Genomic DNA, 26,315 nt, shown 5'->3' on the forward strand with positions numbered 1-26,315 from the left:
CTCCCCATGTGGCTCCCGGCAGCTGCGAAGCCCCGGACGTGTTCAACCCGGCCAAACTCGGTCCGCTCACGCTGCGTAACCGGGTCATCAAGGCCGCCACCTTCGAGGCCCGCACACCTGACGCGTTGGTGACCGATGACCTGATCGAGTACCACCGGCTGCCGGCCGCGGGCGGGGTCGCCATGACCACCGTCGCCTATTGCGCGGTCTCCCCCGGCGGACGCACCGGCGGCAACCAGATCTGGATGCGCCCGCATGCGGTGCCGGGACTGCGCCGGCTCACCGAGGCGATCCACGCCGAGGGGGCGGCGATCAGCGCCCAGATCGGCCACGCCGGCCCGGTGGCCGACGCCCGCTCCAACCAGGCGACCGCGCTGGCTCCGGTGCGGTTCTTCAATCCGATCGCTATGCGGTTCGCCCAGAAGGCGACCCGCGAGGACATCGACGATGTGCTGGCCGCGCACGCCCATGCCGCCCGGCTGGCCGTCGACGCCGGCTTCGACGCCGTCGAAATCCATTTGGGGCATAACTATCTGGCGAGCGCGTTTCTGTCTCCGCTGCTCAACCGGCGTGATGACGAGTTCGGCGGTTCGTTGCAGAACCGGGCGAAGGTAGCTCGCGGATTGGTGATGGCCGTGCGCCGCGCCGTCCGGCAGCAGGTCGCGGTGACCGCCAAGCTCAACATGACCGATGGCATCCGCGGCGGCATCACAGTCGACGAGGCACTGACCACCGCCAGGTGGCTGCAGGACGACGGCGGGCTAGACGCGATCGAGCTCACCGCGGGCAGCTCGCTGGTCAACCCGATGTATTTGTTCCGCGGCGACGCGCCGGTTAAGGAGTTCGCCGCCGCGTTCAAACCACCGCTGCGCTGGGGCATCCGGATGACCGGCCATAGGTTTTTCCGCGAATACCCCTACCGCGATGCCTATCTGTTACGCGAGGCTCGGTTGTTTCGCGCCGAGCTGACAATCCCGCTGATTCTGCTGGGCGGCATCACCAACCGAACGACCATGGACCTGGCGATGGCCGAAGGGTTCGAGTTCGTCGCGATGGCTCGGGCGCTGCTCGCCGAGCCCGACCTGGTCAATCGGATCGCGGCCGAAGGCAGCCAGGTGCGGTCGGCGTGCACACACTGTAATCAGTGCATGGCCACGATTTATCGCCGCACTCACTGTGTGGTCACCGGGGCTCCATAGCGTCCAGATTGACGCCACCGTGAAGAAGTGCAACCCATTGTGCCGGAAATCCGGTTGACTTCCCCGCGCGAATCCGGCTCAAGCACTATTGACCGCGCGCAGCATAATTTGAACCGATGAGTCGACCCCATCCACCGGTGCTGACAGTTCGGTCCGATCGGTCGCAGCAATGCTTCGCCGCGGGCCGCGACGTGGTTGTCGGGAGTGATCTTCGTGCCGACATGCGCGTGGCGCACCCACTGATCGCCCGTGCGCACCTGTTGCTGCGCTTCGATCGGGGCAATTGGATCGCGATCGACAACGATTCGCAGAGCGGGATGTTCGTCGACGGCCAGCGGGTGTCGGAAGTCGACATTTATGACGGCCTGACTATCAACATCGGGAAGCCCACCGGGCCGTGGATCACCTTCGAGGTCGGCCATCACCAGGGCATCATCGGACGGCTGTCACGCACCCCGTCGTCGCGTCCCGGCTCACCGATCTAGCCCCCTGCCAAGCACAGCCCGTGCGCCGCCGCAAAGGCCACGGCTTGGTCGACGTCGACACGCGCACCCACCAACGACGCGGTCCGCCACAATACCGGGTCCACGGTCGCGCCCCGCAAGTCGGCGTCATCCAGCCGGGCGCCCGTGGTACGGGCACCACTGAGGTCGGCGCCGCGCAGCACGCACTTGCGCAAGTCGGTATCCACCAGGCTGGTCTCTCGCAACCGGCAGCCGGTCAAGTTGAGACCACGCAGATCATTTCCGCCGAGCACGGCGAGCGTGAAATCCACGTCGTCCAACGTCAGCGGCCGCAGCCGGCAAGCCACGAAGACCGAGCCCAACATGCTGCACTGGGCAAATGTGCTGTGCCACAGTGTCGTCCGTTCGAAGGTGCAATTACGAAACGCCGACCCTCGGTGTTGTGACTCGGCCAGATTCACGCCGCTGAAATCGCATTCGCTGAACATCGCCCGTTCGGTGTGCAGGCGGCTAAGGTCCTCGTCGCGGAAGTCTCGACCGGTGAATTCGCAATCAACCCACTGCTGCAACGCTTTTCAACCGCCCGCAGGAGACAGGGTGGCCAGCGCGTATTCGCTCACCGCGATCAGTGCATCGGTCGCCGACCTGCGATTGCGGGCGTCAACATTGATCACCGGAATGTGTGCGGGCAGCGTCAACGCGTCGCGCACCGCGCTAACCGGATACCTTGGCGCGCTGTCGAACTCGTTGATGGCGATCAAGAACGGCAGGTTGCGGTGTTCGAAGAAGTCGACCGCCGCAAAGCTGTCCTGCAGACGCCGGCAGTCGACCAAGACGATCGCCCCGATGGCACCACGCACCAGGTCGTCCCACATGAACCAGAACCGGCGCTGGCCCGGGGTACCGAATAGATAAAGCACCAGATCCTCGCCCAAGGTGATGCGGCCGAAGTCCATCGCCACCGTGGTGCTCCGCTTGTCGGGAGTGGCCTCCAGCATGTCGACGCCGGCGGAGGCATCGGTGACCATCGCTTCGGTGCGCAACGGCATGATCTCCGAAACAGCGCCGACGAGTGTGGTCTTGCCGGACCCGAATCCGCCCGCGATGACGATCTTCGTCGACGCGGTGCCGGATGCCTCAGAGTGCTTTAAGGCCACGCAGGGTCCTTCCTATGAGTTCGTGGCGTTCGTCGCGGGTCGATCGGTCGGTCAAGGTCGCGTGCACCCGAAGGTAACCGGACGTGACCAGATCACCGACCAGCACACGCGCCACACCCACCGGCAAATCCAGCCGAGCCGAGATTTCCGCGACCGACGGACTGCCAATGCACAATTGCAAGATCCTGCGTCGCATGTCGTAGGCCGGCCAGCGGCCAGCCGGTCCCGCCGGCAGGGTCTGCACCGGCGCCTGAAGCGGAAGGTCGACGTCGGTACCGGTACGTCCGGCGGTCAGCGTGTAGGGGCGGACCAGGCCCGCCTTCGGTCTATCGCCGGCAGGATTGAACAACACCGCCCACCCGCTCGACAAGGATGGCCATCTCATAACCGATCTGGCCGATATCGCATCCGGTCGCGGCCAGCGCCGCCAGCGCCGACCCGTCTCCCACCTGCATCAACAGCAGGTAGCCGTTCTGCATCTCAACCACCGACTGCAGCACCTGCCCGCCGTCGAACAGTTGCGCGGCGCCGCCGGCCAGGCTGGCCAGCCCGGACGTCACCGCGGCCAACTGATCGGCGCGTTCGCGTGGTAGATGTTCGCTGGCCGCCACGGGAAGCCCGTCGACCGACACCAGCAATGCATGGGCCACCCCGGGAACCTCGCGGGCGAACTTCGACACCAGCCAGTCAAGCGGGCTGTCCGGCAAGCGGGCTTTCATTGCTGATTGGGTCCCTGACTGCTCTCGCGGGCATGCGACCGCCCGGTGCGCACGCCGCCGAAATGGCTGCTGATGGAGGCACGAACCGCGTCGGGGTCGCGTACCGCAGCCGCGTGCCGCGGCGCTCGGCCGGGATGAAGTCCGCCGTTGGATGCTAGCGCTGCACCCGGATGCTCCCGATCGGGTCCCTCAGGCACCGCCGCCCCCGGCACTAACCGGGCCCCGGGTTCGCGCACCGGCAGGCCGTAGTCCGTGCGGGACTGCACGGGCTTGTCCGCGGCCTCGGCGGCCGCCGACCAGCCGTGGTCCCACACCGACTTCCAGTCCAGATCGGGGCTGTGGGCCAGCTCGTGCGGGTCACCCACCATCTCGGAGAGCATCCGCCGGTAGATGACGTCGTCATCAACCGGGCCCGCCGGTGGCGCGGGTTTGGCGGGCGGCGGCGCCGGTCGCGGTTCTGGTGCGGGCGGTTGTTTGGGCTCCTGTTGAAACCTATCCTCCCACCAGGGTGTTTTCAGCTCGCGCCGCCGCTGCTGCATCGGCTGGGCCGGGACGTCGGCGATGCCACTGGACCCCGGGGTACGGCGCGGGAGCAACGTGACCGGTGGTAGCGGCCCGATGGCGGCGGGAACGTCCGTCGGATCGGCCGCCGCGGGTTCAGGACACGGCGGCTTGATCGCAAATACCCGCGGCTTTGGCGGCTGCGCTGGGGCCGTCCCCTCGAGCACGGCTAGCGGCAGGTAGACCTCGGCGGTGGTGCCGGTGCCCTGTTCACCGGTCACCGGACCGCGCAGCCCGACTCGGATGCCGTGCCGACCGGCCAGCCGGCCGACTACGAACAGACCCATGTGCCGGGCACTATCCGGGGTGACCTCACCGCCGGCCCGCAGCCGCATATTGGCCATCCGCCGATCGGCATCGGTCATGCCCAGGCCGGAATCCGAGATTCGCAGCAGAACACTGCCTTCGCTGCCGATTGCGGCGGCAACCCGAACGGGTGTGGTCGGTGACGAGTAGCGCAACGCGTTGTCGATCAGCTCGGCAAGCAGATGAATGACGCCACCAGCCGCTGCGCCGACTACCGCACAGTCGGGTACCCTCGCGATGTCGACGCGGCGATAGTCCTCGACCTCTGACACGGCGGCGCTGATCACGGTTGACAGCGGCACCGGCTCGCGGTGGTCACGGGTAATCTGCGCACCGGCCAGCACCAGCAGGTTGGCGCTGTTGCGGCGCAGCCGGGCGGCCAGGTGATCGAGCCGGAAAAGGCTGTCGAGTCGGGCGGGATCCTCCTCGTTGCGCTCCAGTTGGTCGATGACCGACAGCTGCTGGTCGACCAGGGAACGGCTACGCCGCGACATGGTCTCAAACATCTCGTTGACCAGCAGTCGCAACCGCGTTTCCTCGCCGGCCAGCAACAGGGCCCGGGTGTGCAGCTCGTCGACCGCATGCGCGACCTGACCGATTTCCTCGGTGGTGTACACCGCCAGTGGCTCGGGGATCGGCTCGTCGCCGGCGCGGACCGCCGCGATCTCGCCGTCGAGATCGGTATGAGCAACCTTGAGCGCCCCATCACGCAGTACCCGCATCGGCCCGACCAGCGTGCGCGCCACCACCAACACGACGACGATCGCGGTCGCGATGGCGGCCAACACCAGCACGGCGTCGCGAATCGCGGCATCCCGCCGGTCGGTGGCCTGGCTTTGCACCGACTTCGTCACCGCCTCGGTGGTGTCGGTGATCACCTGCTCGGCAATGTCGCGGGTGATCTGTATCGAGTGCAGCAGCTCTGGGTTGTTGACCAGTGCAACGGCCGGATCGGACATGATCGCCATCCTGGTCACCATTTGCTGCTGCAGGTTCTTGGTGTCCGGCGAGCCTGCACCGAGCGCCGCGCTCATCCCGAACAGCGTCGAGGGTTCGGTGCCGGCCAGGGTAACCATCGCGCTGCGCAGTTGCGGCTCGGCAAGGTCGGCGCCGCGAGTCACCAGGATCTCCTGCATCGTCATCTGCCCGCGGGCGCCAACGGCTCGGCTCAAACCCTGCACCTGGGTTCGGATTTGCTCGCTGTCAACCCGCACCGACGCGTCAATCACGTTCTGGGCCGTCAACAGCAGCGGCGCGTAGGCGGTGACCCGATCCCGCAAGCCGATGCTGTCGGCCAGCACCTTATCCAGCAGCGCCTGACCGCCGTTGAGCAGCGTGTTCACTCCCGACCGCACGTCTGCGATGACGTCGGTGTCGGCCAGTCGCGTCTGCAGCTCGTACTTGCGGGCGGTGAAGTTTTTCTGCGCCCCCTCCACATCGTGTCCGGTCGAGCTGGCCAGCACGGCGACGTCCAGCGCCGACATGTATTTCGTGATCGCGGGTATCATTTCGGCGCGCGCGGCGACCAGCCGCAGGCCGCTGGTGCTGGCCATCGCAGCCTCGACCCGCAATCCTGCTAACACCATCGCCACTACCAGCGGCAGAAGCGCGATCGTGAACACTTTCCATCGGACCGGCCAGTTGCGCGGCGACCAGGACGGCGGGCGTTGCTGAGGTTTGCCGCGGGCCGGTTGAGCCGGGGCGGAAATATCAGAAGCGGCCGCCGCGACCGGGATGGTCGGGCGGGCGAACATGGTCACGTGGCCGCGGCCGTGCCACCGGCCGCACCCTTATGCAGCGCTCGAAAAACGGAGAGACTCATAGACTTCCTGCTCATGCCTTGATGCCGTCCGCCCCAGCCGGCCGGGCGCGGACGTAAACAACTGGCAATCCGACGAGTATGACAGCCCACGGCCGAGGTCTCCACCGCTGTCACCGAGCATGTCACCGGACAGGCCGGCAAACGGGCACCGGGCGCTTTGCCATGATCGGCGGATGTTCCGGCTGCTGTTCGTATCTCCGCGTATCGCCCCCAACACCGGCAACGCCATCCGGACGTGCGCCGCAACCGGCTGTGAACTGCATCTGGTCGAGCCGCTCGGCTTCGACCTGTCCGAACCCAAGCTGCGACGGGCCGGGCTGGACTACCACGACCTGGCCTCGGTCACCGTTCATGCCTCGCTCGCGCACGCCTGGGAGGCGCTGTCGCCAGCGCGGGTGTTCGCCTTCACGGCGCAGGCGACGACGTTGTTCACCAACGTCGGCTACCGGGCCGGTGACGTGTTGATGTTCGGGCCCGAACCCACCGGCCTGGACGAGGCCACCCTGGCTGATACGCACATCACCGGGCAGGTGCGCATTCCGATGCTGGCGGGCCGGCGCTCGTTGAACCTGTCCAACGCCGCAGCCGTCGCGGTCTACGAGGCCTGGCGTCAGCACGGCTTTGCCGGGGCGGTCTAGTCGCGACCAAGGTGACACCGAACCAGCCGGTATGCGCACAACGAAGCTCATCGGCGTCGGGCGCCGGACAGGAGCACCCAACCGGTGACAGCACACCGAACGCAACCCGGGCGATCACATCGGACCACGACATCCCGGGAAAATCGATGCCGGTGAGCTTGCGCGTCCAGCTACCACCACCGTCAGCGGTGACACCTTCACCGGCAACAACGGCAGCGCAGGCGCAGCTGTCAGCGGCGGCGCGCAGCGAAGGCGTTGCGGTCAATGAATCTGCCGCAAACCCCACGCCCGTTGGCCCATATTGCGCTAGCATCCGGGTGTTGTGATCTCGCAGGTTGCGTGCTGGCAGCCTGGGGGTGGGTTGTGATGTCGTTTGTCGTAGCAGTCCCGGAGGCATTGGCGGCGGCCGCGTCGGATGTGGCGAACATCGGTTCTGCGCTAAGTGCCGCGAATGCAGCGGCAGCCGCCGGCACAACGGGGCTACTGGCAGCCGGTGCCGACGAGGTCTCGGCCGCCCTGGCGTCGCTGTTTTCCGGGCACGCTGTGAGCTACCAACAGGTCGCGGCCCAGGCGACGGCGTTACACGATCAGTTTGTCCAGGCCTTGACCGGTGCCGGCGGATCGTACGCCCTCACCGAGGCCGCCAACGTCCAGCAGAATCTGCTGAACGCAATTAACGCGCCCACTCAGGCGCTGTTGGGGCGCCCGTTAATTGGCGACGGGGCTGTCGGCACCGCCAGCAGCCCCGACGGGCAAGATGGCGGTCTGCTGTTCGGCAACGGGGGCGCCGGCTACAACAGCGCCGCCACGCCCGGAATGGCCGGCGGCAACGGCGGCAACGCCGGATTGATCGGCAACGGCGGTACTGGCGGGTCGGGCGGTGCCGGCGCGGCCGGTGGCGCCGGCGGCAGCGGCGGCTGGTTGTACGGCAACGGCGGAAACGGCGGCATCGGCGGGAATGCGATCGTCGCGGGCGGTGCCGGCGGCAATGGGGGCGCTGGCGGCGCCGCCGGATTGTGGGGCAGTGGCGGCAGCGGCGGCCAAGGCGGCAACGGTCTGACCGGCAACGACGGCGTGAATCCGGCCCCCGTCACAAACCCCGCGCTAAATGGCGCCGCCGGCGACAGCAATATCGAGCCGCAAACCAGCGTCCTGATCGGCACCCAAGGCGGTGACGGCACGCCCGGGGGTGCTGGCGTCAACGGCGGCAACGGTGGCGCGGGCGGAGACGCCAATGGCAACCCCGCAAACACCTCGATCGCCAACGCAGGCGCCGGCGGGAACGGCGCCGCCGGCGGTGACGGCGGTGCCAATGGCGGTGCGGGCGGCGCCGGCGGGCAGGCCGCGTCCGCCGGTAGTTCCGTCGGCGGTGACGGCGGCAACGGCGGTGCCGGCGGTACGGGCACGAACGGGCACGCCGGCGGTGCGGGCGGCGCCGGCGGTGCCGGTGGTCGCGGCGGGTGGCTGGTCGGCAACGGTGGCAACGGTGGCAACGGTGGCAACGGTGCCGCCGGCGGCAACGGCGCCATCGGCGGTACCGGTGGCGCCGGCGGCGTCCCCGCCAACCAGGGCGGTAACAGCGCCCTAGGCACCCAGCCGGTCGGCGGCGACGGCGGCGACGGCGGCAACGGGGGCACCGGAGGCACCGGCGGGCGTGGCGGCGACGGCGGATCCGGCGGCGCGGGCGGCGCGAGCGGTTGGTTGATGGGCAACGGCGGCAACGGCGGCAACGGCGGCACCGGCGGCTCAGGCGGTGTCGGCGGCAATGGCGGCATCGGCGGTGACGGCGCCGGCGGCGGAAACGCCACGAGCACGTCGAGCATCCCCTTCGACGCCCACGGGGGTAACGGCGGCGCTGGTGGCGACGCTGGTCACGGCGGAACGGGCGGCGACGGCGGTGACGGGGGGCATGCCGGCACCGGTGGACGTGGCGGGTTACTGGCCGGCCAGCACGCCAACTCCGGCAATGGCGGTGGCGGCGGTACCGGCGGTGCCGGGGGCACCCATGGCACCCCCGGCAGCGGCAACGCAGGCGGCACCGGCACCGGTAACGCTGACAGCACAAACGGCGGGCCAGGCAGCGACGGCCTCGGCGGGGACGCGTTTAACGGCAGTCGCGGCACCGACGGCAACCCCGGCTAATTACCAGCCGTTCCAGTGCGTCACGCTCTCGGCCGGCAGCCGCTTGGCCGGCCGGAAGTCGATGCCTTGTGTGTAGGCGATCGGAAGCAGCCCGCCTTGGCTGTATTCGTCGTAGGGAATGCCGAGCACGTCGGCCACCTTGTGCTCGCCGTTGTCGAGCAGGTGCAGCGTCGTCCAGCACGAACCCAGCCCGCGGGAGCGCAGCGCCAGGCAGAAGCTCCACACCGCCGGGAACAGTGAGGCCCAAAACGACACGCCACCCACCGCCGACTCGTCTTCCCGGCCTTTCAGGCAGGGGATCAGCAGCACCGGCGCCCGGTGCATGTGTTCGGCGAGATAGGTCGCCGAATCGCGGACCCGCCCCATCCGCTCGCCGCGGGTGTCGCCGTCGGGGTACTCGGGCGCCGGCCCGCTGAGGTAGCCCCGGGCGTTGGCCAGGTAGACGTCGGCGATCGCCTTTTTCTTGGCGGCGTCCTCGACGAACACCCACTGCCAGCCTTGGGAATTGGAACCGGTGGGCGCCTGCAGCGCCAGCTCGAGGCATTCCATCAGCACGTCGCGTGGCACCGGCTTGTCGAAATCGAGACGCTTGCGCACCGAGCGGGTAGTGGTCAGGACCTCGTCGACGGACAGGTTGAGGGTCATGTGGGCAGGCTACCGTTGGGCCATGAGCGTCGAACTGACACAAGAGGTTTCTGCCAGGCTCACGTCCGACCTTTACGGGTGGTTGACCACCGTCGCCCGATCGGGGCAGCCGGTTCCGCGGCTGGTGTGGTTCTACTTCGACGGGACCGACCTGACGGTGTACTCCATGCCTCAGGCGGCCAAGGTCGCCCACATCACCGCCCATCCGCAGGTCAGCCTGAACCTGGACTCCGACGGCAACGGCGCCGGGATCATCGTGGTGGGCGGGACGGCGGCGGTGGTGGCCACCGATGTCGACTGCCGCGACGACGCGCCGTATTGGGCCAAGTACCGCGAGGATGCCGCGAAGTTCGGGCTGACCGAGGCGATCGCCGCCTACAGCACCCGGCTGAAGATCACCCCGACCCGGGTGTGGACGACGCCCACGGGCTGAGCGGGCTGGCCCCCGCTCGCCGCCAGAGTGAAATCCACGACGCGTTTGCGGCGTGTCGCGTCGCCCGTTTCACTGTCGGCGCAGAGGTTCACCGGAAGTCGCGCGAGCGCGCGCCGACCGCCAGGGTGAGGCGGCCCATCCGTTCGGCGACGACGGTGATTGCGCCGCTGGCGTTTTGGACCTGGCCGCGGATCAGCAGCGCCGGCGCCGTGTGCGCGAGCTTGCGGTGTCGCGCCCACACCCCGGGCGTGCAGAGCACGTTGACCATCCCGGTCTCGTCTTCGAGGTTGATGAACGTCACCCCCTGGGCCGTGGCGGGTCGCTGCCGATGAGTCACCGCGCCGGCGATCAGCACGCGGTCGCCGTCGGACACCGATCCCAGCCTCTCGGCGGGCAGCACCCCCATCGCGTCCAGGTCCGCCCGCAGGAACTGGGTCGGATAGCTGTCCGGGGAGACGCCGGTGGCCCACACGTCGGCGGCGGCCAGCTCCAGCTCGCTCATCCCCGGCAGCGCCGGGATGTGCGACGACGAGCCCACCCCGGGTAACCGGTCCGGCCGGCCCGTGGCCGCGGCCCCGGCCGCCCACAGCGCCTCCCGCCGAGACATGCCGAAGCAGCCCAGCGCCCCGGCCGTCGCCAGCGCTTCGACCTGCGGCACGGAAAGCTGCACCCGCGACGTCAAGTCCGGCAGGGAGGTGAACGGGCCGTTGGCTGTTCGCTCCGCGACCAGCTTCTCGGCCAGCTCGGCGCCGAGGTAGCGGACGGCGCCCAAGCCCAAACGCACCTCCGTTCCGGCGTTCTCACACGTGGCGTGCGCCAGGCTGGCATTGACACACGGGCCGTGCACCGCCACGCCGTGCCGGCGGGCGTCGGCCACCAGCGACTGCGGCGAATAGAAACCCATCGGCTGGGCGCGCAGCAGCGCCGCACAGAACGCCGCCGGGTGGTGCAGCTTGAACCACGCCGAGTAGAACACCAGCGACGCGAAACTCAGTGCGTGGCTCTCGGGGAAGCCGAAATTGGCAAACGCCTCCAGCTTTTCGTAGATCCGGTCGATCACCTCGTCGGGGGCGCCGTGCAGCGCGCGCATGCCGTCGTAGAACCGGCCGCGCAGCCGGCGCATGCGTTCGGTGGAGCGTTTGGACCCCATGGCGCGGCGCAGCTGGTCGGCCTCGGCGGCGGAAAAGCCGGCGCAGTCGACCGCCAACTGCATCAGCTGCTCCTGAAACAGCGGCACTCCCAGCGTCTTTCGCAATGCCGGCGCCATCGACGGGTGCTCGTAGATGACCGGGTCGACGCCGTTGCGCCGCCGGATGTAGGGGTGCACCGATCCGCCCTGGATGGGCCCGGGGCGGATCAGCGCCACCTCCACCACCAGGTCGTAGAACACTCGCGGCTTAAGGCGCGGCAGGGTGGCCATCTGCGCACGTGACTCCACCTGGAACACGCCGACGGAATCGGCGCGGGCCAGCATCTCATACACCGCCGGCTCGGAGAGGTCGAGGCGGGCCAGGTCCACCTCGATGCCCTTGTGCTCGGCCACCAGGTCTTTCGCATAGTGCAGCGCCGAGAGCATGCCCAGCCCGAGTAGGTCGAATTTCACCAAGCCGATTGCCGCGCAGTCGTCTTTGTCCCATTGCAGGACGCTGCGGTTGGCCATGCGCGCCCATTCCACCGGGCACACGTCGGCGATCGGGCGGTCGCAGATGACCATGCCGCCGGAGTGGATGCCTAGGTGCCGCGGCAGGTTGCGGATCTGGGTGGCCAGGTCGATCACCTGCTCGGGGATGCCGTCAACGTCGTCGGCCTGCCCGGTCCAGTGGCTGACCTGCTTGCTCCACGCGTCCTGCTGGCCCGGCGAGAAGCCCAGGGCGCGGGCCATGTCACGCACCGCGCTGCGCCCCCGGTAGGTGATGACGTTGGCGACCTGGGCGGCGTAGTCGCGGCCGTATTTGTGGTAGACGTACTGGATGACCTTTTCGCGCTGATCCGACTCGATGTCGATGTCGATGTCGGGTGGCCCGTCGCGGGCGGGCGATAAGAAGCGCTCGAACAACAGCTCGTTGGCCACCGGGTCGACGGCGGTGACGCCCAGGGCATAGCAGACCGCGGAGTTGGCCGCCGATCCCCTGCCCTGACACAGGATGTCGTTGTCCCGGCAAAACCGGGTGATGTCGTGCACCACCAGGAAGTAGCCCGGAAATCTCAGTTGGGCAATGACTTTCAGCTCATGCTCGATCTGGGAGTACGCCCGGGGCGCGCTCTTGGGCGGCCCGTAACGCTCGCGGGCGCCCGCCATGACCAACGACCGCAGCCAGCTGTCCTCGGTGTGCCCGTCGGGAACATCGAACGGCGGCAGCCGCGGCGCGATGAGCTGTAGGCCAAAGGCGCACCGCTCGCCGAGCTCGGCGGCCGCGGTCACCGCCTCGGGGCACCACGCGAACAACCGGGCCATCTCCTCCCCGGACCGCAGGTGCGCCCCACCCAGCGGAGCCAGCCACCCGGCCGCGGAGTCCAGCGACCGCCGGGCCCGGATGGCCGCCATCGCCATCGCCAGCCGCCCACGTGACGGATCCGCGAAGTGCGCCCCGGTGGTGGCGACGATGCCGACACCGAAGCGCGGCGCCAGTCCGGCCAGCGCGGCGTTGCGTTCGTCGTCGAGCGGGTGACCATGATGGGTCAGCTCGATGCTGACCCGGCTGGGGGTGAACCGGTCCACCAGATCGGCCAGCGCCCGCTGCGCCGCGGCCGGGCCACCCTGGGAAAGCGCTTGGCGCACATGGCCTTTGCGGCAGCCAGTCAGGATGTGCCAGTGCCCGCCGGCGGCCTCGGTTAGCGCGTCGAAGTCGTAGCGCGGCTTACCCTTTTCGCCGCCGGCCAGATGCGCCGCCGCCAGTTGCCGCGACAACCGCCGGTAGCCTTCCGGGCCGCGGGCCAACACCAGCAGGTGCGGGCCGGGCGGATCCGGCCGCTCGGTGCGAGCCGTGGCGCCCAGTGACAGCTCGGCGCCGAAGACCGTGCGCACGTCGAGTTCCGCGGCCGCTTCGGCGAACCGCACCGCCCCGTACAGGCCGTCGTGGTCGGTCAGCGCCAGGGCACACAGGCCCAGCCGGGCGGCCTCCTCGACCAACTCCTCGGGCGTGCTGGCCCCGTCGAGGAAGCTGTACGCCGAATGCGCATGCAGCTCGGCATACGCGACGGACGATCCGACCCGTTCCCGGCCCGGCGGCTGGTACGCCCCGCGCTTGCGGGACCGTGGGACGTCCCCATCCGCGTCGAACGCCGGCACCCCGGCATGGCGCGGCTTGCCGTTAAGCACCCGTTCCATTTCCGCCCAGCTCGGCGGCCCGTTGCTCCACCCCACATTCCACAGTATATCGAACAATTGTTCGATACAGCGCAGTTGTTCAGCACATCTTCACCTGCGAAACATGTTCTTAACCGTTTGGGCCTTCTGCTTCCGGTGCGGTCCGGCGGACACTTATACCTGGGGTCGCAAAACGACGGTGGGGACTTGTCATGGCACAACTGACGGCACTGGATGCGGGTTTTCTCAAGTCCCACGATCCGGAGCGGCACCCGGGCCTGGCGATCGGCGCAGTTGCCGTCGTCAACGGTGCCGCCCCCAGCTACGACCAGCTCAAAACGGTTCTCACAGAACGGATTAAGTCGATACCTCGATGTACCCAGGTGTTGGCGACCGAGTGGATCGACTATCCGGGATTCGACCTCACCCAGCACGTGCGACGGGTGGCGCTTCCCCGGCCCGGCGACGAAGCCGAGCTGTTCCGGGCCATCGCGCTGGCACTGGAGCGTCCCCTCGACCCGGACCGCCCGCTGTGGGAATGCTGGATCATCGAAGGCCTCAACGGCAACCGCTGGGCGATCTTGATAAAAATCCACCATTGCATGGCCGGCGCCATGTCGGCGGCCCACCTGCTGGCCAGGCTCTGCGACGATGCCGACGGCAGTGCCTTCGCTAACAATGTTGATATCAAACAGATTCCGCCGTATGGCGATGCGCGGAGCTGGGCCGAAACGCTGTGGCGAATGTCCGTCAGCATCGCTGGCGCCGTCTGCACGGCCGCGGCACGCGCCGTCAGCTGGCCGGCAGTGACGTCACCGGCCGGCCCGGTCACCACCAGGCGGCGGTACCAAGCGGTGCGCGTTCCCCGCGACGCCGTCGACGCCGTGTGCCACAAGTTCGGGGTGACCGCCAACGACGTCGCGCTCGCGGCCATCACCGAGGGCTTCCGAACGGTTCTGCTGCACCGCGGCCAGCAACCGCGCGCCGACTCACTGCGTACCCTGGAGAAAACCGATGGCAGCTCGGCCATGCTGCCCTATCTCCCCGTCGAGTACGACGACCCGGTGCGGCGATTGCGCACCGTGCACAACCGGTCACAGCAGAGCGGCCGTCGTCAACCCGACAGTCTGTCGGACTATACGCCTCTCATGTTGTGCGCCAAGATGATTCACGCGCTAGCTCGGTTACCGCAACAAGGCATCGTCACCCTGGCGACCAGTGCACCCGGGCCACGCCACCAGTTACGGCTGATGGGCCAGAAGATGGACCAGGTGCTGCCCATCCCGCCCACCGCACTGCAGCTGAGCACCGGGGTCGCGGTCCTCAGCTACGGCGATGAGCTGGTGTTCGGCATCACCGCTGACTATGACGCCGCGTCCGAAATGCAGCAGCTGGTCAACGGTATCGAACTGGGTGTGGCGCGTCTGGTGGCGCTCAGCGACGATTCCGTGCTGCTGTTTACCAAGGATCGGCGTAAGCGTTCATCCCGCGCACTCCCCAGCGCCGCGCGGCGGGGGCGGCCCTCTGTGCCGACCGCCCGAGCGCGTCACTGACGCCATCTCCGTCGGCGTTGACCCCCGTGAGAGGGTGGGTCGTGCGCAAGTTGGGCCCGGTCACCATCGATCCGCGCCGCCATGACGCGGTGCTGTTCGACACCACGTTGGACGCCACCCAGGAACTGGTCCGGCAACTCCAGGAAGTCGGTGTGGGCACCGGCGTCTTCGGTAGTGGCCTAGACGTTCCGATCGTAGCGGCCGGCCGTCTGGCGGTGCGGCCGGGCCGGTGCGTGGTCGTCTCGGCCCACTCGGCGGGCGTCACGGCCGCACGCGAAAGCGGATTTGCGCTGATCATCGGTGTCGACCGCACCGGGTGTCGGGACGCATTGCGTCGCGACGGCGCCGACACGGTGGTCACCGACCTAAGCGAGGTCAGCGTGCGCACCGGGGACCGACGCATGTCGCAGCTGCCCGACGCGTTACAGGCACTCGGCCTGGCCGACGGCCTGGTCGCCCGGCAGCCCGCGGTGTTCTTCGACTTCGACGGCACGCTGTCCGACATTGTCGAGGATCCCGACGCGGCCTGGCTCGCCCCCGGTGCCTTGGAGGCACTGCAGAAGTTGGCCGCGCGCTGTCCGATCGCGGTGCTCAGTGGCCGCGACCTGGCCGACGTGACACAGCGGGTGGGTCTGCCCGGCATCTGGTATGCCGGCAGCCATGGTTTCGAATTGACCGCACCCGACGGAACGCACCACCAGAACGACGCCGCGGCGGCAGCCATACCGGTGCTGAAACAGGCGGCTGCCGAGCTGCGCCAGCAACTTGGACCCTTCCCGGGTGTTGTGGTGGAGCACAAGCGGTTTGGCGTCGCCGTGCACTACCGCAACGCGGCCCGGGACCGGGTCGGCGAAGTCGCCGCGGCGGTGCGCACGGCCGAGCAGCGTCATGCGCTGCGGGTGACGACGGGCCGCGAAGTCATCGAGTTGCGTCCCGATGTCGACTGGGACAAGGGGAAAACGCTGCTGTGGGTTCTTGACCATCTGCCGCATTCGGGCTCGGCTCCCCTGGTGCCGATCTACCTCGGCGACGACATCACCGACGAGGACGCTTTCGATGTGGTCGGCCCCCATGGTGTTCCAATTGTGGTGCGCCACACCGACGACGGTGACCGCGCCACCGCCGCACTGTTTGCGCTGGACAGTCCCGCACGGGTCGCGGAGTTCACCGATCGGCTGGCGCGTCAGCTCCGTGAGGCTCCCCTGCGGGCAACGTGAGACGCGGTGCCGCCGCGGGCGATACGCTCCGACCGTCAACGAGGAGGACGGCCATGTGGTTTGCATTGGTGAACCCGGAGATGCTGGCCGCGGCGGCGACAGACTTGGGCGGCATCAGGTCAGGGATCAGCGCCGCCTATGCGCGTCCTCTGCGGTGACCTGGCTGGTAGCTTAGGCACGTCTTTATCGACACCGGGTGCTGCCAGAGAACTCGAGACGCGGCACAGGTCGGCACCATGAGGCGGCGTGCAATGACGAAGATGGACGAGGCTAGCAATCCGTGCGGCGGGGACATCGAAGCTGAGATGTGCCAGTTGATGCGCGAGCAACCACCCGCCGAAGGCGTCGTCGATCGTGTCGCGCTGCAACGCCATCGAAACGTTGCGTTGATCACGCTGAGCCATCCGCAGGCGCAGAACGCACTCAACCTGGCGAGCTGGCGTCGGCTGAAGCGGCTGCTGGACGATCTCGCCGGCGAATCGGGGCTGCGGGCGGTGGTGCTGCGGGGCGCCGGTGACAAGGCGTTCGCCGCGGGTGCCGACATCAAGGAGTTTCCGAACACCCGCATGAGCGCCGCGGACGCCGCGGAGTACAACGAGAGCCTGGCCGTCTGCCTGAGGGCGTTGACCACGATGCCGATCCCAGTCATCGCGGCGGTCCGGGGGCTCGCCGTCGGTGGCGGCTGTGAGCTGGCGACGGCCTGCGATGTGTGCATCGCGACCGACGACGCGCGCTTCGGCATCCCGCTGGGCAAGCTCGGCGTCACGACGGGCTTCACCGAGGCGGACACCGTCGCGCGCCTCATCGGTCCGGCGGCGCTGAAGTATCTGTTGTTCAGCGGAGAACTGATCGGCATTGAGGAAGCCGCCCGCTGGGGATTGGTGCAAAAGGTCGTCGCACCACAGGATTTGGCGGCCGCGACGGCCAAACTGGTCGGCCAGGTCTGTCGGCAATCCGCGGTGACCATGCGTGCGGCGAAGGTGGTCGCCAACATGCACGGCCGAGCGCTGACCGGCGCCGACACCGATGCGCTGATCCGGTTCGGTGTCGAAGCCTACGAGGGGGCGGACCTACGCGAAGGGGTGGCGGCCTTCAGCCAGGGACGCCCACCCAAATTTGATGATTAGCGCCATGACCGATGCTGACAGTGCGGTCCCTCCCCGACTCGACGAGGACGCGATCTCGAAACTCGAGCTGACCGAGGTCGCCGACCTGATCCGCACCCGGCAACTGACGTCGGCAGAAGTGACCGAGTCGACGCCGCGGCGTATCGAAAGGCTTGACCCCCAGCTGAAGAGCTACGCCTTCGTCATGCCGGAAACTGCGCTAGCGGCGGCACGTGCCGCCGACGCCGACATCGCGCGCGGCCACTACGAGGGTGTCCTGCACGGCGTACCGATCGGCGTGAAGGATCTCTGCTACACGGTCGACGCCCCGACCGCGGCCGGCACCACCATCTTTCGTGACTTTCGCCCGGCATACGACGCGACGGTTGTCGCGAGGTTGCGCGCGGCCGGCGCGGTGATCATCGGCAAGCTGGCCATGACGGAGGGGGCCTATCTCGGCTATCACCCCAGTCTGCCGACCCCGGTCAATCCCTGGGACCCGACAGCGTGGGCGGGCGTGTCCTCGAGCGGCTGCGGCGTGGCCACCGCGGCGGGATTGTGCTTCGGCTCGATCGGGTCGGACACCGGGGGGTCGATTCGCTTTCCGACGAGCATGTGCGGCGTCACCGGGATCAAACCGACGTGGGGCCGGGTCAGCCGTCACGGCGTCGTCGAACTTGCGGCAAGCTACGACCACGTCGGGCCGATCACCCGTAGCGCTCACGATGCGGCGGTATTGCTCAGTGTCATAGCGGGATCCGATATCCACGATCCCTCGTGCTCGGCGGAGCCCGTTCCGGACTATGCCGCCGACCTCGCCTTGACACGGATTCCGCGTGTCGGGGTGGACTGGTCGCAGACGACGTCGTTTGACGAGGACACCACGGCGATGCTGGCCGATGTCGTCAAAACGCTCGACGACATCGGATGGCCCGTCATCGACGTCAAGCTGCCCGCGCTTGCGCCGATGGTGGCAGCGTTCGGAAAAATGCGCGCGGTCGAAACGGCGATCGCGCATGCCGACACCTACCCGGCGCGCGCCGACGAGTACGGGCCGATCATGCGCGCAATGATCGACGCCGGACACAGGCTGGCTGCGGTGGAATATCAGACGCTGACCGAGCGGCGTCTGGAATTCACGCGATCGCTGCGTCGCGTGTTCCACGACGTGGACATCCTGCTGATGCCCAGCGCCGGAATTGCCTCGCCCACACTGGAAACCATGCGCGGGCTCGGACAAGACCCGGAGCTGACCGCCAGACTGGCGATGCCGACAGCACCGTTCAACGTCAGCGGTAATCCCGCGATATGCCTACCGGCGGGAACGACGGCGCGCGGAACGCCGCTCGGCGTCCAGTTCATCGGCCGTGAATTCGACGAGCACTTGCTCGTCCGAGCCGGCCACGCATTTCAGCAAGTCACCGGGTATCATCGCCGACGCCCGCCGGTGTGAAAAACCCTCGGCCGCAAAAGGCTTGCGAATGTCGCACCGAAGGTCGCGGCGAATCGCCTTACTGGTATGTTTACGAACACAATCTGTGGCCATCAAGGGAGGACGCGTTGAGCATTAGCGCGGTTGTTTTCGACCGTGACGGTGTGCTCACCAGCTTTGACTGGACACGTGCCGAGGAGGATGTGCGGCGAATCACGGGCCTACCATTGGAGGAGATCGAACGCCGCTGGGGTGGGTGGCTCAACGGATTGACTATCGACGACGCGTTCGTTGAAACCCAGCCAATTAGCGAGTTCCTCTCGAGCCTGGCGCGCGAGCTCGAGCTCGGTTCGAAGGCAAGAGACGAGCTAGTGCGCCTCGACTACATGGCGTTCGCCCAGGGATATCCAGACGCGCGTCCAGCCCTTGAAGAAGCCCGGCGCCGTGGCCTCAAGGTCGGTGTTCTCACAAACAACAGCCTGTTGGTCAGCGCCCGCAGCCTCCTTCAGTGCGCCGCTCTGCACGACCTCGTCGACGTCGTGCTGAGTTCGCAGATGATCGGAGCTGCCAAGCCTGACCCGCGGGCCTATCAAGCGATCGCGGAAGCCCTCGGCGTCTCGACAACGTCATGCCTGTTCTTCGACGACATCGCCGACTGGGTTGAGGGCGCACGGTGCGCGGGCATGCGCGCGTACCTCGTGGACCGTTCCGGACAAACTCGCGACGGCGTCGTTCGCGATTTGTCCAGCCTTGGAGCGATCCTGGACGGCGCGGGACCATGACCGAACGTGACGAGCCGGACATCGCCGACAGGGACGCCTCATTGGTTACTCTCATCGACCAGCCGCAGTGCACTTAGGATGGCAGCCTTAACTACCGTCGCCGAGCAGTAAAGTGTCTTGGCAATCCACAACGGCGCGTATGGCGGTTCGCAGTGTTGCGATAGCCACCCACCCGCGCGACTGATCTGCGCCGACAAGGATGTGCCGCTGTGCCTCTGCCAATGCGCCAGAGCTTGAATGCAATATGCTGTCTCTTCCGCAGTCGCTTGGCCGTCGAAAAATCCCCACGAGCCATCGGGCCTCTGCGTATTAAGAATCCACCCAATCGCATCTGAGCATAGGGCATCATCATAGTTACTGGCAGCACATATCAGATGCGCAGTCGTATAATATGCCGATCGGTGCCACTTATCCCGCCAGCAGAACCGTCCAGGCTCCTTGCTTGATCGGATGAATTCCAGAACCTTTCGTACTCGTGGATGACATTTGTCGTAGCCCGCCTGCTTCAACGCACCGAGCACGTGGACGTTCGTCGATATCGAGGGGCCGACTTCGTGAAAGTAGGTACGGAACCAATCGGCGTCTTCGAATTGTAATACGGCTCCGATATCCGGCGACCGTCCAAACTTCGACAAAACATCGTAGGCCACACTTGTGGTGTCACAATCTTCCAAGGTGGAATTTCCTGTCCACCCCACACCTCGACCACGGACCCAATGTTGTTCGACATGGTCAAGATAGGGTAGGTACGTACGAACGATCTCAGGATCGGACAAATCAATATCCGTACGCGAGAGATTCCATAGAGACCAAACAATTTCAAAAATCTCGGCTTGATAGAAGGCCGGCGCACCGCCATCGCCGGCTTGAATTATCGATGAGATGTACGCCAAGGCCCGCTTGTCTCCTGGTTTAACATGTAACGCGAAGTAGGCTGACGCTGATGGCGAATACTTGACCGATCCATTTGTCTCCTGCAAGTTATCGACATCCAACATACCGACACCGTCTTGGCCGGCCAGTTCTACGGAGAAAGCTGCGGTGATATGTTTATTGATTTTGCTTCCGCCGAGTTTTCTCAACTTCTGCTCACGCACTCCGACAAGCTCGCCGAGGATGGATTCCTCGTGGCAAATGGCAAGGCCAAGTCGCGCCGCCTCAGCCATCAGCGTAGGTGCGATTAACTCAAACCCGACGGTTGCGTCTTTTATATCAAGTTGAGGGCCTTCGAAAGCACCCGAGGTAAGGTTCTTCAGGGCTAGCAAGCCTTTTTCAACTTGCGCTGCGCGCCTCCGACGATGCTTATTCGACGTGAGGCTGATCATGGCCGCCAAAGTGGAGAGCAGTCGATCTTCGTAGCAGAAAGGGAACTCGGCTCCCCATGAGCCGTCAGGAAGCTGGCGCTCGCAAAGCCAGTTGAGGGCGAGGTCGCTTAGCTCATCATCGAGCTGGCCCAGCTTCGCGACCCACGCGGTGTCATAGGCTGTGCTCGAGATGCCGTTGCCTAGTGCCGCTTTCGCTAGCAGAGTCCTGAAAGTCTCCATACCATCAGCCCTCCGCGAACCAGATTCCATCATGAACACAACCCACACCGAAAACTCTGTCAGGCTGGGCTCGATATCTGTTGCGCAGTACATTGAGCTGATCGGCCGACATCGCTGAATAGTCAGGTTTGGGCCGGAAATGACGGAGATAGATATGATCGTACAAGATCCTCCGGAGCGTTGTTTCGGTCATATAGTATGAGGGAGCAACGGTGAAGTATAGACTCGTTTTTCCTGAGCTGAGCAGCGGAAAATCGAAAGTGCTGAAACGCCCAAATCCGATGAACATGTCAGCCTTGTCAACATACTCGCCGTAATAACCTTCGATAATCTCTCTCCGCGTGGGAGGTTTACCATGCGTTTCGTTCCACGAGATAGAAAACTGCGCAACAGACTCAGCCGCATCGTTGCCAAAAACACCGAAGCATAGTCTGTGTTCAGTGTTGGATGACGTAGAGATTGTTAGGTCATCGAATGACTTGACAACGGCTGCCCCTTGCGCGGTCGAAGGCAATCTTTTCTTATAATCACCATAAAAAAGAACGTGGACCTCGTGTTCTTTATAGAACGACAGAATTTCCTCGTCGTTGGCAAGCAAGGCCATCCCTTCGAGCGCCTGTACGATATATCGATCACCACGATCCAGAAGATCGTCGCTAAAGATTGGCGAGATTACTGTTTCGATGCCGTGCTCGAAGAGCATCTTCAGAATACGAATTGATTGACGCAAGGCGGCCTGCTGATAATCGTCGTACTGCGGATTACATTCGAGGTGAAACCAGCGGCGTGTGCCATCGAAGGGAAAGACGGATACCTTCGGTCCACGGCAACGTACAATCTCTGCTACGGATACTAGAGGAAGATCCAAGAATTCTTTTTCGCTAACCAAGTTCATGCTTCCTCTTAATAACTATCGCCGGAATCAGGATGGTCTTCGGGTCCAGGGACTTCATGTAGTGCGTTAAGTAGTGATTTGCATCTTATGCGGATTGCGGGGCCGGTGAGTCCGTGGCTGGAAAGGATGTGGTCGCGGCTGGCGTGGGGAATGTAGGCCGGTGGCAGTCCCAGTGTGTAGGTGCGCGTCCGCGGGTGTGTCCGCCCGATGTGGTGGCTAAGGTGCGCGCCGATTCCCACGTCGGCAATCGCATCTTCGACACACACGGTGATCCGATGGCGGCCAGCCAGCTCGGTCAGTGCCGGGCTGATTGGCCAGACCCATTGTGGATCAACGACTGTCACCCCGATCTGCTCCTCGCTGAGGCACCGGGCGGCGTCCATGCGTGGTCGACTCATGGCACCCACTGCGACCAAGAGCACGTCGGGTCGCCAATGCGGTGGTGGTGTATGCAAGACGTCGAGGCCACCGATGGTGTGTTCGGCCGTGATCGGTTCGCCCGGCGCCCCTTTGGGGAAACGCACGGCGGTGGGAGCCGCGGTCGCGATCGCGGTACGCAACTGTTGTCGTAGCCGAGGCGCGTCGCGCGGACAGGCGATCTGAAACCCGGGCACGCAGGCCAGCAGCGCCAGATCCCACAAACCGTGATGGCTGGGTCCGTCGGGCCCGGTTACCCCAGCCCGGTCCAGCACCAGCGTCACGGGTAACCGGTGCAGCCCGATGTCGAACAGAAGTTGGTCAAAGGCGCGGTGCAGAAACGTCGAGTACACCGCGACAACGGGATGGGTTCCCGCGGCAGCTAGCCCGGCCGCGCTGGCCAACAGGTGTTGTTCGGCGATGCCCGAATCGAACACCCGATGCGGGTATCGCCTCGACAGCGCGCCTAGACCAGTGGGCAGACGCATCGCCGCGGTCAGCCCGACGACGTCGGATCGGTCGTCAGCAATGCGCGCGATTTCGTCCTCGAACACGTCGGTCCAGCTCCGCTGACTGGGTGTGCTAGCGAGGCCGGTGGCAATGTCGACCACCCCGCAGGCGTGCATATGGTCCCTCTCGTCAGCTTCGGCTGGAGGATAACCCCGGCCCTTACTAGTCACTGCGTGAACAACAACGGGCCTAGCTGCCGCGGCCGCTTTTCGTAGAACCGCGCACGTGTCGGGGATGTTGTGCCCATCGACCGGACCGATGTAGGTAAATCCCATGTTCTCAAAGAGGTTCGGCCCTCGGGGTGTGCCGACGCGAAGTTCTTCTAGGTGTGCCGCAAGAGCCCCAGCGGTGGGGTCGTAGGAGCGGCCATTGTCATTGAGCACGACGATCACGGGCCGGGTAGCGGCACCGAGGTTGTTCAGGCCCTCCCATGCCACGCCCCCGGTGAGGGCGCCATCACCGATCACCGCGATGACACGTCGGTCGCATTGCCCCTGCAGGGCCAATGCTTTGGCGATGCCGTCCACCCAGGCGAGGCTGACCGAGGCATGGGAGTTCTCGACCCAGTCATGTGGCGATTCATGGCGGTTGGGATACCCCGATAGACCATCGGCCTGGCGCAGCGTGGCGAAGTCTTTACCGCGGCCGGTGAGCAGCTTGTGCGGATAGGTTTGGTGCCCGGTGTCGAACACCACGATGTCGTGTGGCGAGGTGAACACCCGATGCAATGCGATGGTCAGCTCTACCATGCCAAGTCCCGCGCCGAGATGGCCACCGGTAGCCGTCACTGTTTCTATGAGCCGCCGACGCATCTGCACGGCCAGCTCTGGCAGCTGGCTTTCGGGCAATGCCTGCACATCGCAAGGTCCGCCGATCGCGGTAATCAAGTCCCCGCGTCCGTTGCGAATCGTGGTTGTCATTGCGCGCGAACCTGTTTGGGAAGGCCGAATCGCACCGTCTCGGTCGCTATCGAGCGTTCCACCACGGTGATCGAGGCGTATCCGCGAAGTGCATCAATCACCTGCCCCACCAGTCGTGGCGGCGCGGAGGCTCCCGCGGTGACACCGATCGTCGAGACCGACGACAGCCATTCGGGCTCAATGTCATCAGGCCCGTCAATCAAGTAGGCCGGCGTCCCACTTCGCTGCGCCAACTCGACCAGACGCCGCGAATTCGACGAATTGCACGAGCCAATCACCAACACAACGTCACATTCACCGACCATCGATTGCAGCGCACGCTGTCTGTTCGTGGTGGCATAGCAGATGTCTTCAGAGGGGGGTTGGCCCAACGTCGGAAACCTCGCGCGCAGCGCATCAATGACATCGGCAGTTTCATCAAGTGCCAGGGTTGTCTGGGTCAGATACGATAGCTGGGTACCCTCGGGCAGGTTCAACGCTGCCACATCAGCGGGTGTCTGCACCAATAATGTTGACCGCGGAGCGACGCCAAGCGTGCCTTCGGTCTCCTCATGTCCGGCGTGCCCGATGAAGACCACCGTGTCACCGCGCGCGGCAAACCGTGCGGCTTCAGCGTGGACTTTCGCCACCAGTGGGCAGGTCGCGTCGACGACCTGCAGTCCCCGCTCATCAGCGCCCGCGCGCACCGCCGGGGAAACCCCATGCGCGGAGAACACCACGACCGCCCCCGGCGGCGGCGGATCGGGAATCTCGTCGAGATCCTCGACGAACACTGCTCCCCGGTCCCGCAACTCGGCAACCACAACAGTGTTGTGCACGATTTGCTTGCGCACATACACCGGGCCTTCGGCCACGTCAAGCACTCGCTTGACCGTCTCGATAGCACGCTCTACACCGGCGCAAAACGACCGCGGCGACGCCAACAGCACCGTGACTTCACCCGAAGCGTATCCCTGTGCGACCGGTCCCACGAACACCTCAGCCATCAGCACTCCCGGCGACATATCAGTTGCGACAACGCGATCAGGTCTGGGGATCGCACCGCATCGGGCAGTGCCGCAATAGCAGCCTGGATGCGTTCATCGGCGCATCGCTGCGCCACATGACCACCCCCGGCCACCTTGACAAGCGCGGTAGCCCGCTCGACATCGCTTGCTGTCATTGCGGCAGGTGCTTGATAGAGGGCCGCCAATTCGGTCGCCGCTTCGGATCGCGAGTTCAGGGCGGCAACAACTGGCAGTGTCGCCTTACGTCGGGCAAGGTCGTTGCCGACCGGCTTTCCCGTCACACCAGGGTCACCCCAGATGCCGATCAGATCGTCGACGCATTGAAACGCAAGACCCAACTCATGGCCAAAACGCTCCAACGCAGCAATCGTCGCGTCGTCTGCATTGGCCACTAAAGCTCCCAGAGCGCAACAACAACCGGTCAGGGCGGCCGTCTTGCCCGCGGCCATCCGCAGATAGTCATCGACTGTAACTTCGGGCTGTCCCTCCAATAAACAATCCTCAAACTGGCCGATACACAAGTCCAGGCACGACATCTGCAATCGCCTTATCGCCCTGACCGCCACACACTCGTCGGTCAGGCCGGTCAGTATCCGAACGGCCGTGGCGTGCAACGCATCTCCCAACAGGATCGCGCCGCCCACACCCCACACACTCCATACCGTCGGCCGTCCCCTGCGAGTCGCATCCCCATCCATCACATCGTCATGCAACAACGTGAAGTTGTGCACCAACTCCACAGCCGCCGACACCGGAGTAGCATCACCGACATCACCACCGCAAGCCGCGGCCGCCGCGTAGACAAGGGCGGCGCGAAAATACTTGCCCGACGATCCTGCCGCTGTGGATCGATCGGCGTTCCACCAGCCAAGGTGATATCCCGCCATCGTCGCCAACGGCTCGCGCATCGACTCAATGGCCCGATGCAGCACAGGGCCACAATCCGCTCGAGCCCGTTCTAACAATGCTTTCCCAAGGTCAGCAGGGACACTCCCCAGAAAAGCCGCATCCAGAGTCAATACGCCTCCCATTCTTAACCTCACCGGAGCAACAGTGAGTCGCTATTTTCAGCGAACGAGCAATCGGCGATATTGCTTCACTTCGGAGATACCCAAATATTTCAAATATCAACGCAACATGTACCTATGCCCGTCGACCAACACGACCATCAGGGTTGTTAGCAATGATCTCGGAATTCGAGTTGTCCAGACGCCCCGGGTCATCCACTACAGAAAGACACGCATACCCTGCGGCGACCTATACTTCCCATCACGGCGGGTAGGTTGCCTTCGACAATACTGCAACATTCAATTGCCTGGCCTTTCTCGGAGTATCTTGCGGACTTGAAGCTCACACATCGGCCGGCGTCGAACGCCTCACGCTGCAGAGCAGTTTAGTGGATTTCATCAGCATCGGATATGCATAATTGAAACCACAGCACTTTCATAAACAGTGTCCAGATGATTTACACCTAATTTGGGCGGCGAATGCTACGCAATGGTGGTGCGCTTCCCAAGGGAGCACAACGCGAAGCTAAAG

22 protein-coding genes and 1 pseudogene are annotated in these 26,315 nt (G+C 65.5%); 11 read left to right on the plus strand and 12 right to left on the minus strand.

Going from position 1 to position 26,315, the window contains the following annotated elements:
• Positions 1–8: 8 nt before the first annotated feature.
• Positions 9–1,199 (plus strand): NADH:flavin oxidoreductase, encoded by a 1,191-nt coding sequence (locus FF952_RS17735; RefSeq protein ID WP_003900033.1) that lies wholly within the window; start codon positions 9–11, stop codon positions 1,197–1,199.
• A 116-nt stretch (positions 1,200–1,315) separates the two neighbouring features.
• Entirely contained in the window at positions 1,316–1,684 is a 369-nt protein-coding gene (locus FF952_RS17740; protein ID WP_003417765.1) for an FHA domain-containing protein, read from the plus strand.
• Here the strand turns inward: FF952_RS17740 and mfpA are convergent.
• The 5 genes from mfpA to FF952_RS17765 are packed head-to-tail and all read right to left on the minus strand — an operon-like array spanning position 1,681 to position 6,166.
• A complete protein-coding gene (gene mfpA, locus FF952_RS17745; protein ID WP_003417767.1) occupies positions 1,681–2,232 on the minus strand; it encodes a pentapeptide repeat protein MfpA in 552 nt (183 codons plus the stop codon). The two genes, FF952_RS17740 and mfpA, sit on opposite strands and share 4 nt — an antisense overlap.
• Positions 2,233–2,238: 6 nt before the next feature.
• On the minus strand, positions 2,239–2,820 hold the full coding sequence (locus FF952_RS17750) for a GTP-binding protein (RefSeq protein ID WP_015631560.1): 582 nt from the start codon (positions 2,818–2,820) through the stop codon (positions 2,239–2,241).
• Positions 2,801–3,169, minus strand: a complete 369-nt coding sequence (locus FF952_RS17755) for a DUF742 domain-containing protein (protein ID WP_003417772.1) — start codon at positions 3,167–3,169, stop codon at positions 2,801–2,803. Before FF952_RS17755 ends, FF952_RS17750 begins: the two co-directional genes overlap by 20 nt.
• The gene (locus FF952_RS17760; protein WP_003417776.1) at positions 3,147–3,539 is read right to left on the minus strand and encodes a serine protease inhibitor; all 393 of its coding nucleotides are present in this window, start codon (positions 3,537–3,539) and stop codon (positions 3,147–3,149) included. Before FF952_RS17760 ends, FF952_RS17755 begins: the two co-directional genes overlap by 23 nt.
• Positions 3,536–6,166, minus strand: coding sequence for a sensor histidine kinase (locus tag FF952_RS17765; RefSeq protein WP_003900676.1), 2,631 nt, complete (start codon positions 6,164–6,166; stop codon positions 3,536–3,538). Before FF952_RS17765 ends, FF952_RS17760 begins: the two co-directional genes overlap by 4 nt.
• A gap of 235 nt (positions 6,167–6,401) precedes the next feature.
• On the opposite strand from FF952_RS17765, the gene FF952_RS17770 reads away from it, so the two are divergent.
• Both FF952_RS17770 and FF952_RS17775 read left to right on the plus strand, forming a co-directional pair.
• A complete protein-coding gene (locus tag FF952_RS17770; protein WP_003417878.1) occupies positions 6,402–6,866 on the plus strand; it encodes a tRNA (cytidine(34)-2'-O)-methyltransferase in 465 nt (154 codons plus the stop codon).
• A gap of 366 nt (positions 6,867–7,232) precedes the next feature.
• Positions 7,233–9,008 carry a PE family protein gene (locus FF952_RS17775; protein WP_009938654.1) on the plus strand — a complete coding sequence of 592 codons (1,776 nt, stop codon included), beginning with the start codon at positions 7,233–7,235 and terminating at the stop codon, positions 9,006–9,008.
• On the opposite strand, the gene FF952_RS17780 is transcribed toward FF952_RS17775, so the two are convergent.
• Positions 9,009–9,653: a nitroreductase family protein gene (locus FF952_RS17780; protein ID WP_003417881.1), complete on the minus strand. Its 645-nt coding sequence runs from the start codon at positions 9,651–9,653 to the stop codon at positions 9,009–9,011.
• Positions 9,654–9,675: 22 nt separating this feature from the next.
• Between FF952_RS17780 and FF952_RS17785 the strand changes: the two genes are divergently transcribed.
• Complete coding sequence (locus FF952_RS17785; RefSeq protein ID WP_003912209.1) at positions 9,676–10,086, plus strand: TIGR03667 family PPOX class F420-dependent oxidoreductase; 411 nt, start codon at positions 9,676–9,678, stop codon at positions 10,084–10,086.
• A gap of 88 nt (positions 10,087–10,174) precedes the next feature.
• On the opposite strand, the gene dnaE2 is transcribed toward FF952_RS17785, so the two are convergent.
• Positions 10,175–13,450, minus strand: a complete 3,276-nt coding sequence (dnaE2, locus tag FF952_RS17790) for an error-prone DNA polymerase DnaE2 (RefSeq protein ID WP_003417885.1) — start codon at positions 13,448–13,450, stop codon at positions 10,175–10,177.
• A gap of 155 nt (positions 13,451–13,605) precedes the next feature.
• Here dnaE2 and FF952_RS17795 point away from each other — a divergent pair, with 155 nt between their 5' ends.
• The 6 genes and pseudogenes from FF952_RS17795 to FF952_RS17820 all read left to right on the plus strand — a co-directional run bounded on the left by FF952_RS17795 (position 13,606) and on the right by FF952_RS17820 (position 19,483).
• Positions 13,606–14,946: a diacylglycerol O-acyltransferase gene (locus FF952_RS17795; protein ID WP_003905063.1), complete on the plus strand. Its 1,341-nt coding sequence runs from the start codon at positions 13,606–13,608 to the stop codon at positions 14,944–14,946.
• Between the two features lie 41 nt (positions 14,947–14,987).
• On the plus strand, positions 14,988–16,163 hold the full coding sequence (otsB, locus tag FF952_RS17800; protein WP_003417892.1) for a trehalose-phosphatase: 1,176 nt from the start codon (positions 14,988–14,990) through the stop codon (positions 16,161–16,163).
• 53 nt (positions 16,164–16,216) lie between these two features.
• Positions 16,217–16,306: pseudogene (locus FF952_RS17805) on the plus strand (PE domain-containing protein); the annotation flags it as partial.
• Between the two features lie 174 nt (positions 16,307–16,480).
• A complete protein-coding gene (locus FF952_RS17810; RefSeq protein ID WP_196774961.1) occupies positions 16,481–17,290 on the plus strand; it encodes an enoyl-CoA hydratase/isomerase family protein in 810 nt (269 codons plus the stop codon).
• A 4-nt stretch (positions 17,291–17,294) separates the two neighbouring features.
• On the plus strand, positions 17,295–18,722 hold the full coding sequence (locus FF952_RS17815) for an amidase (RefSeq protein WP_003905064.1): 1,428 nt from the start codon (positions 17,295–17,297) through the stop codon (positions 18,720–18,722).
• Positions 18,723–18,829: 107 nt separating this feature from the next.
• Positions 18,830–19,483: an HAD family hydrolase gene (locus FF952_RS17820; RefSeq protein ID WP_003417903.1), complete on the plus strand. Its 654-nt coding sequence runs from the start codon at positions 18,830–18,832 to the stop codon at positions 19,481–19,483.
• 38 nt (positions 19,484–19,521) lie between these two features.
• Here FF952_RS17820 and FF952_RS17825 read toward each other — a convergent pair whose 3' ends face one another.
• The 5 genes from FF952_RS17825 to idsB are packed head-to-tail and all read right to left on the minus strand — an operon-like array spanning position 19,522 to position 25,807.
• The gene (locus tag FF952_RS17825; RefSeq protein ID WP_003417905.1) at positions 19,522–21,027 is read right to left on the minus strand and encodes a type B diterpene cyclase; all 1,506 of its coding nucleotides are present in this window, start codon (positions 21,025–21,027) and stop codon (positions 19,522–19,524) included.
• Between the two features lie 4 nt (positions 21,028–21,031).
• Positions 21,032–21,922, minus strand: a complete 891-nt coding sequence (locus tag FF952_RS17830; protein ID WP_003417908.1) for a diterpene synthase — start codon at positions 21,920–21,922, stop codon at positions 21,032–21,034.
• A gap of 8 nt (positions 21,923–21,930) precedes the next feature.
• Entirely contained in the window at positions 21,931–23,736 is a 1,806-nt protein-coding gene (locus FF952_RS17835) for a 1-deoxy-D-xylulose-5-phosphate synthase (RefSeq protein WP_072460216.1), read from the minus strand.
• A 29-nt stretch (positions 23,737–23,765) separates the two neighbouring features.
• Entirely contained in the window at positions 23,766–24,755 is a 990-nt protein-coding gene (ispH, locus tag FF952_RS17840; protein ID WP_003417912.1) for a 4-hydroxy-3-methylbut-2-enyl diphosphate reductase, read from the minus strand.
• A complete protein-coding gene (idsB, locus tag FF952_RS17845) occupies positions 24,755–25,807 on the minus strand; it encodes a geranylgeranyl diphosphate synthase IdsB (RefSeq protein ID WP_003900678.1) in 1,053 nt (350 codons plus the stop codon). The genes ispH and idsB overlap by 1 nt, the downstream gene beginning before the upstream one ends.
• Positions 25,808–26,315: the final 508 nt, after the last annotated feature.

It is taken from the genome of Mycobacterium tuberculosis complex sp. N0072, from assembly GCF_030323725.1.
Classification (GTDB): domain Bacteria; phylum Actinomycetota; class Actinomycetes; order Mycobacteriales; family Mycobacteriaceae; genus Mycobacterium; species Mycobacterium tuberculosis.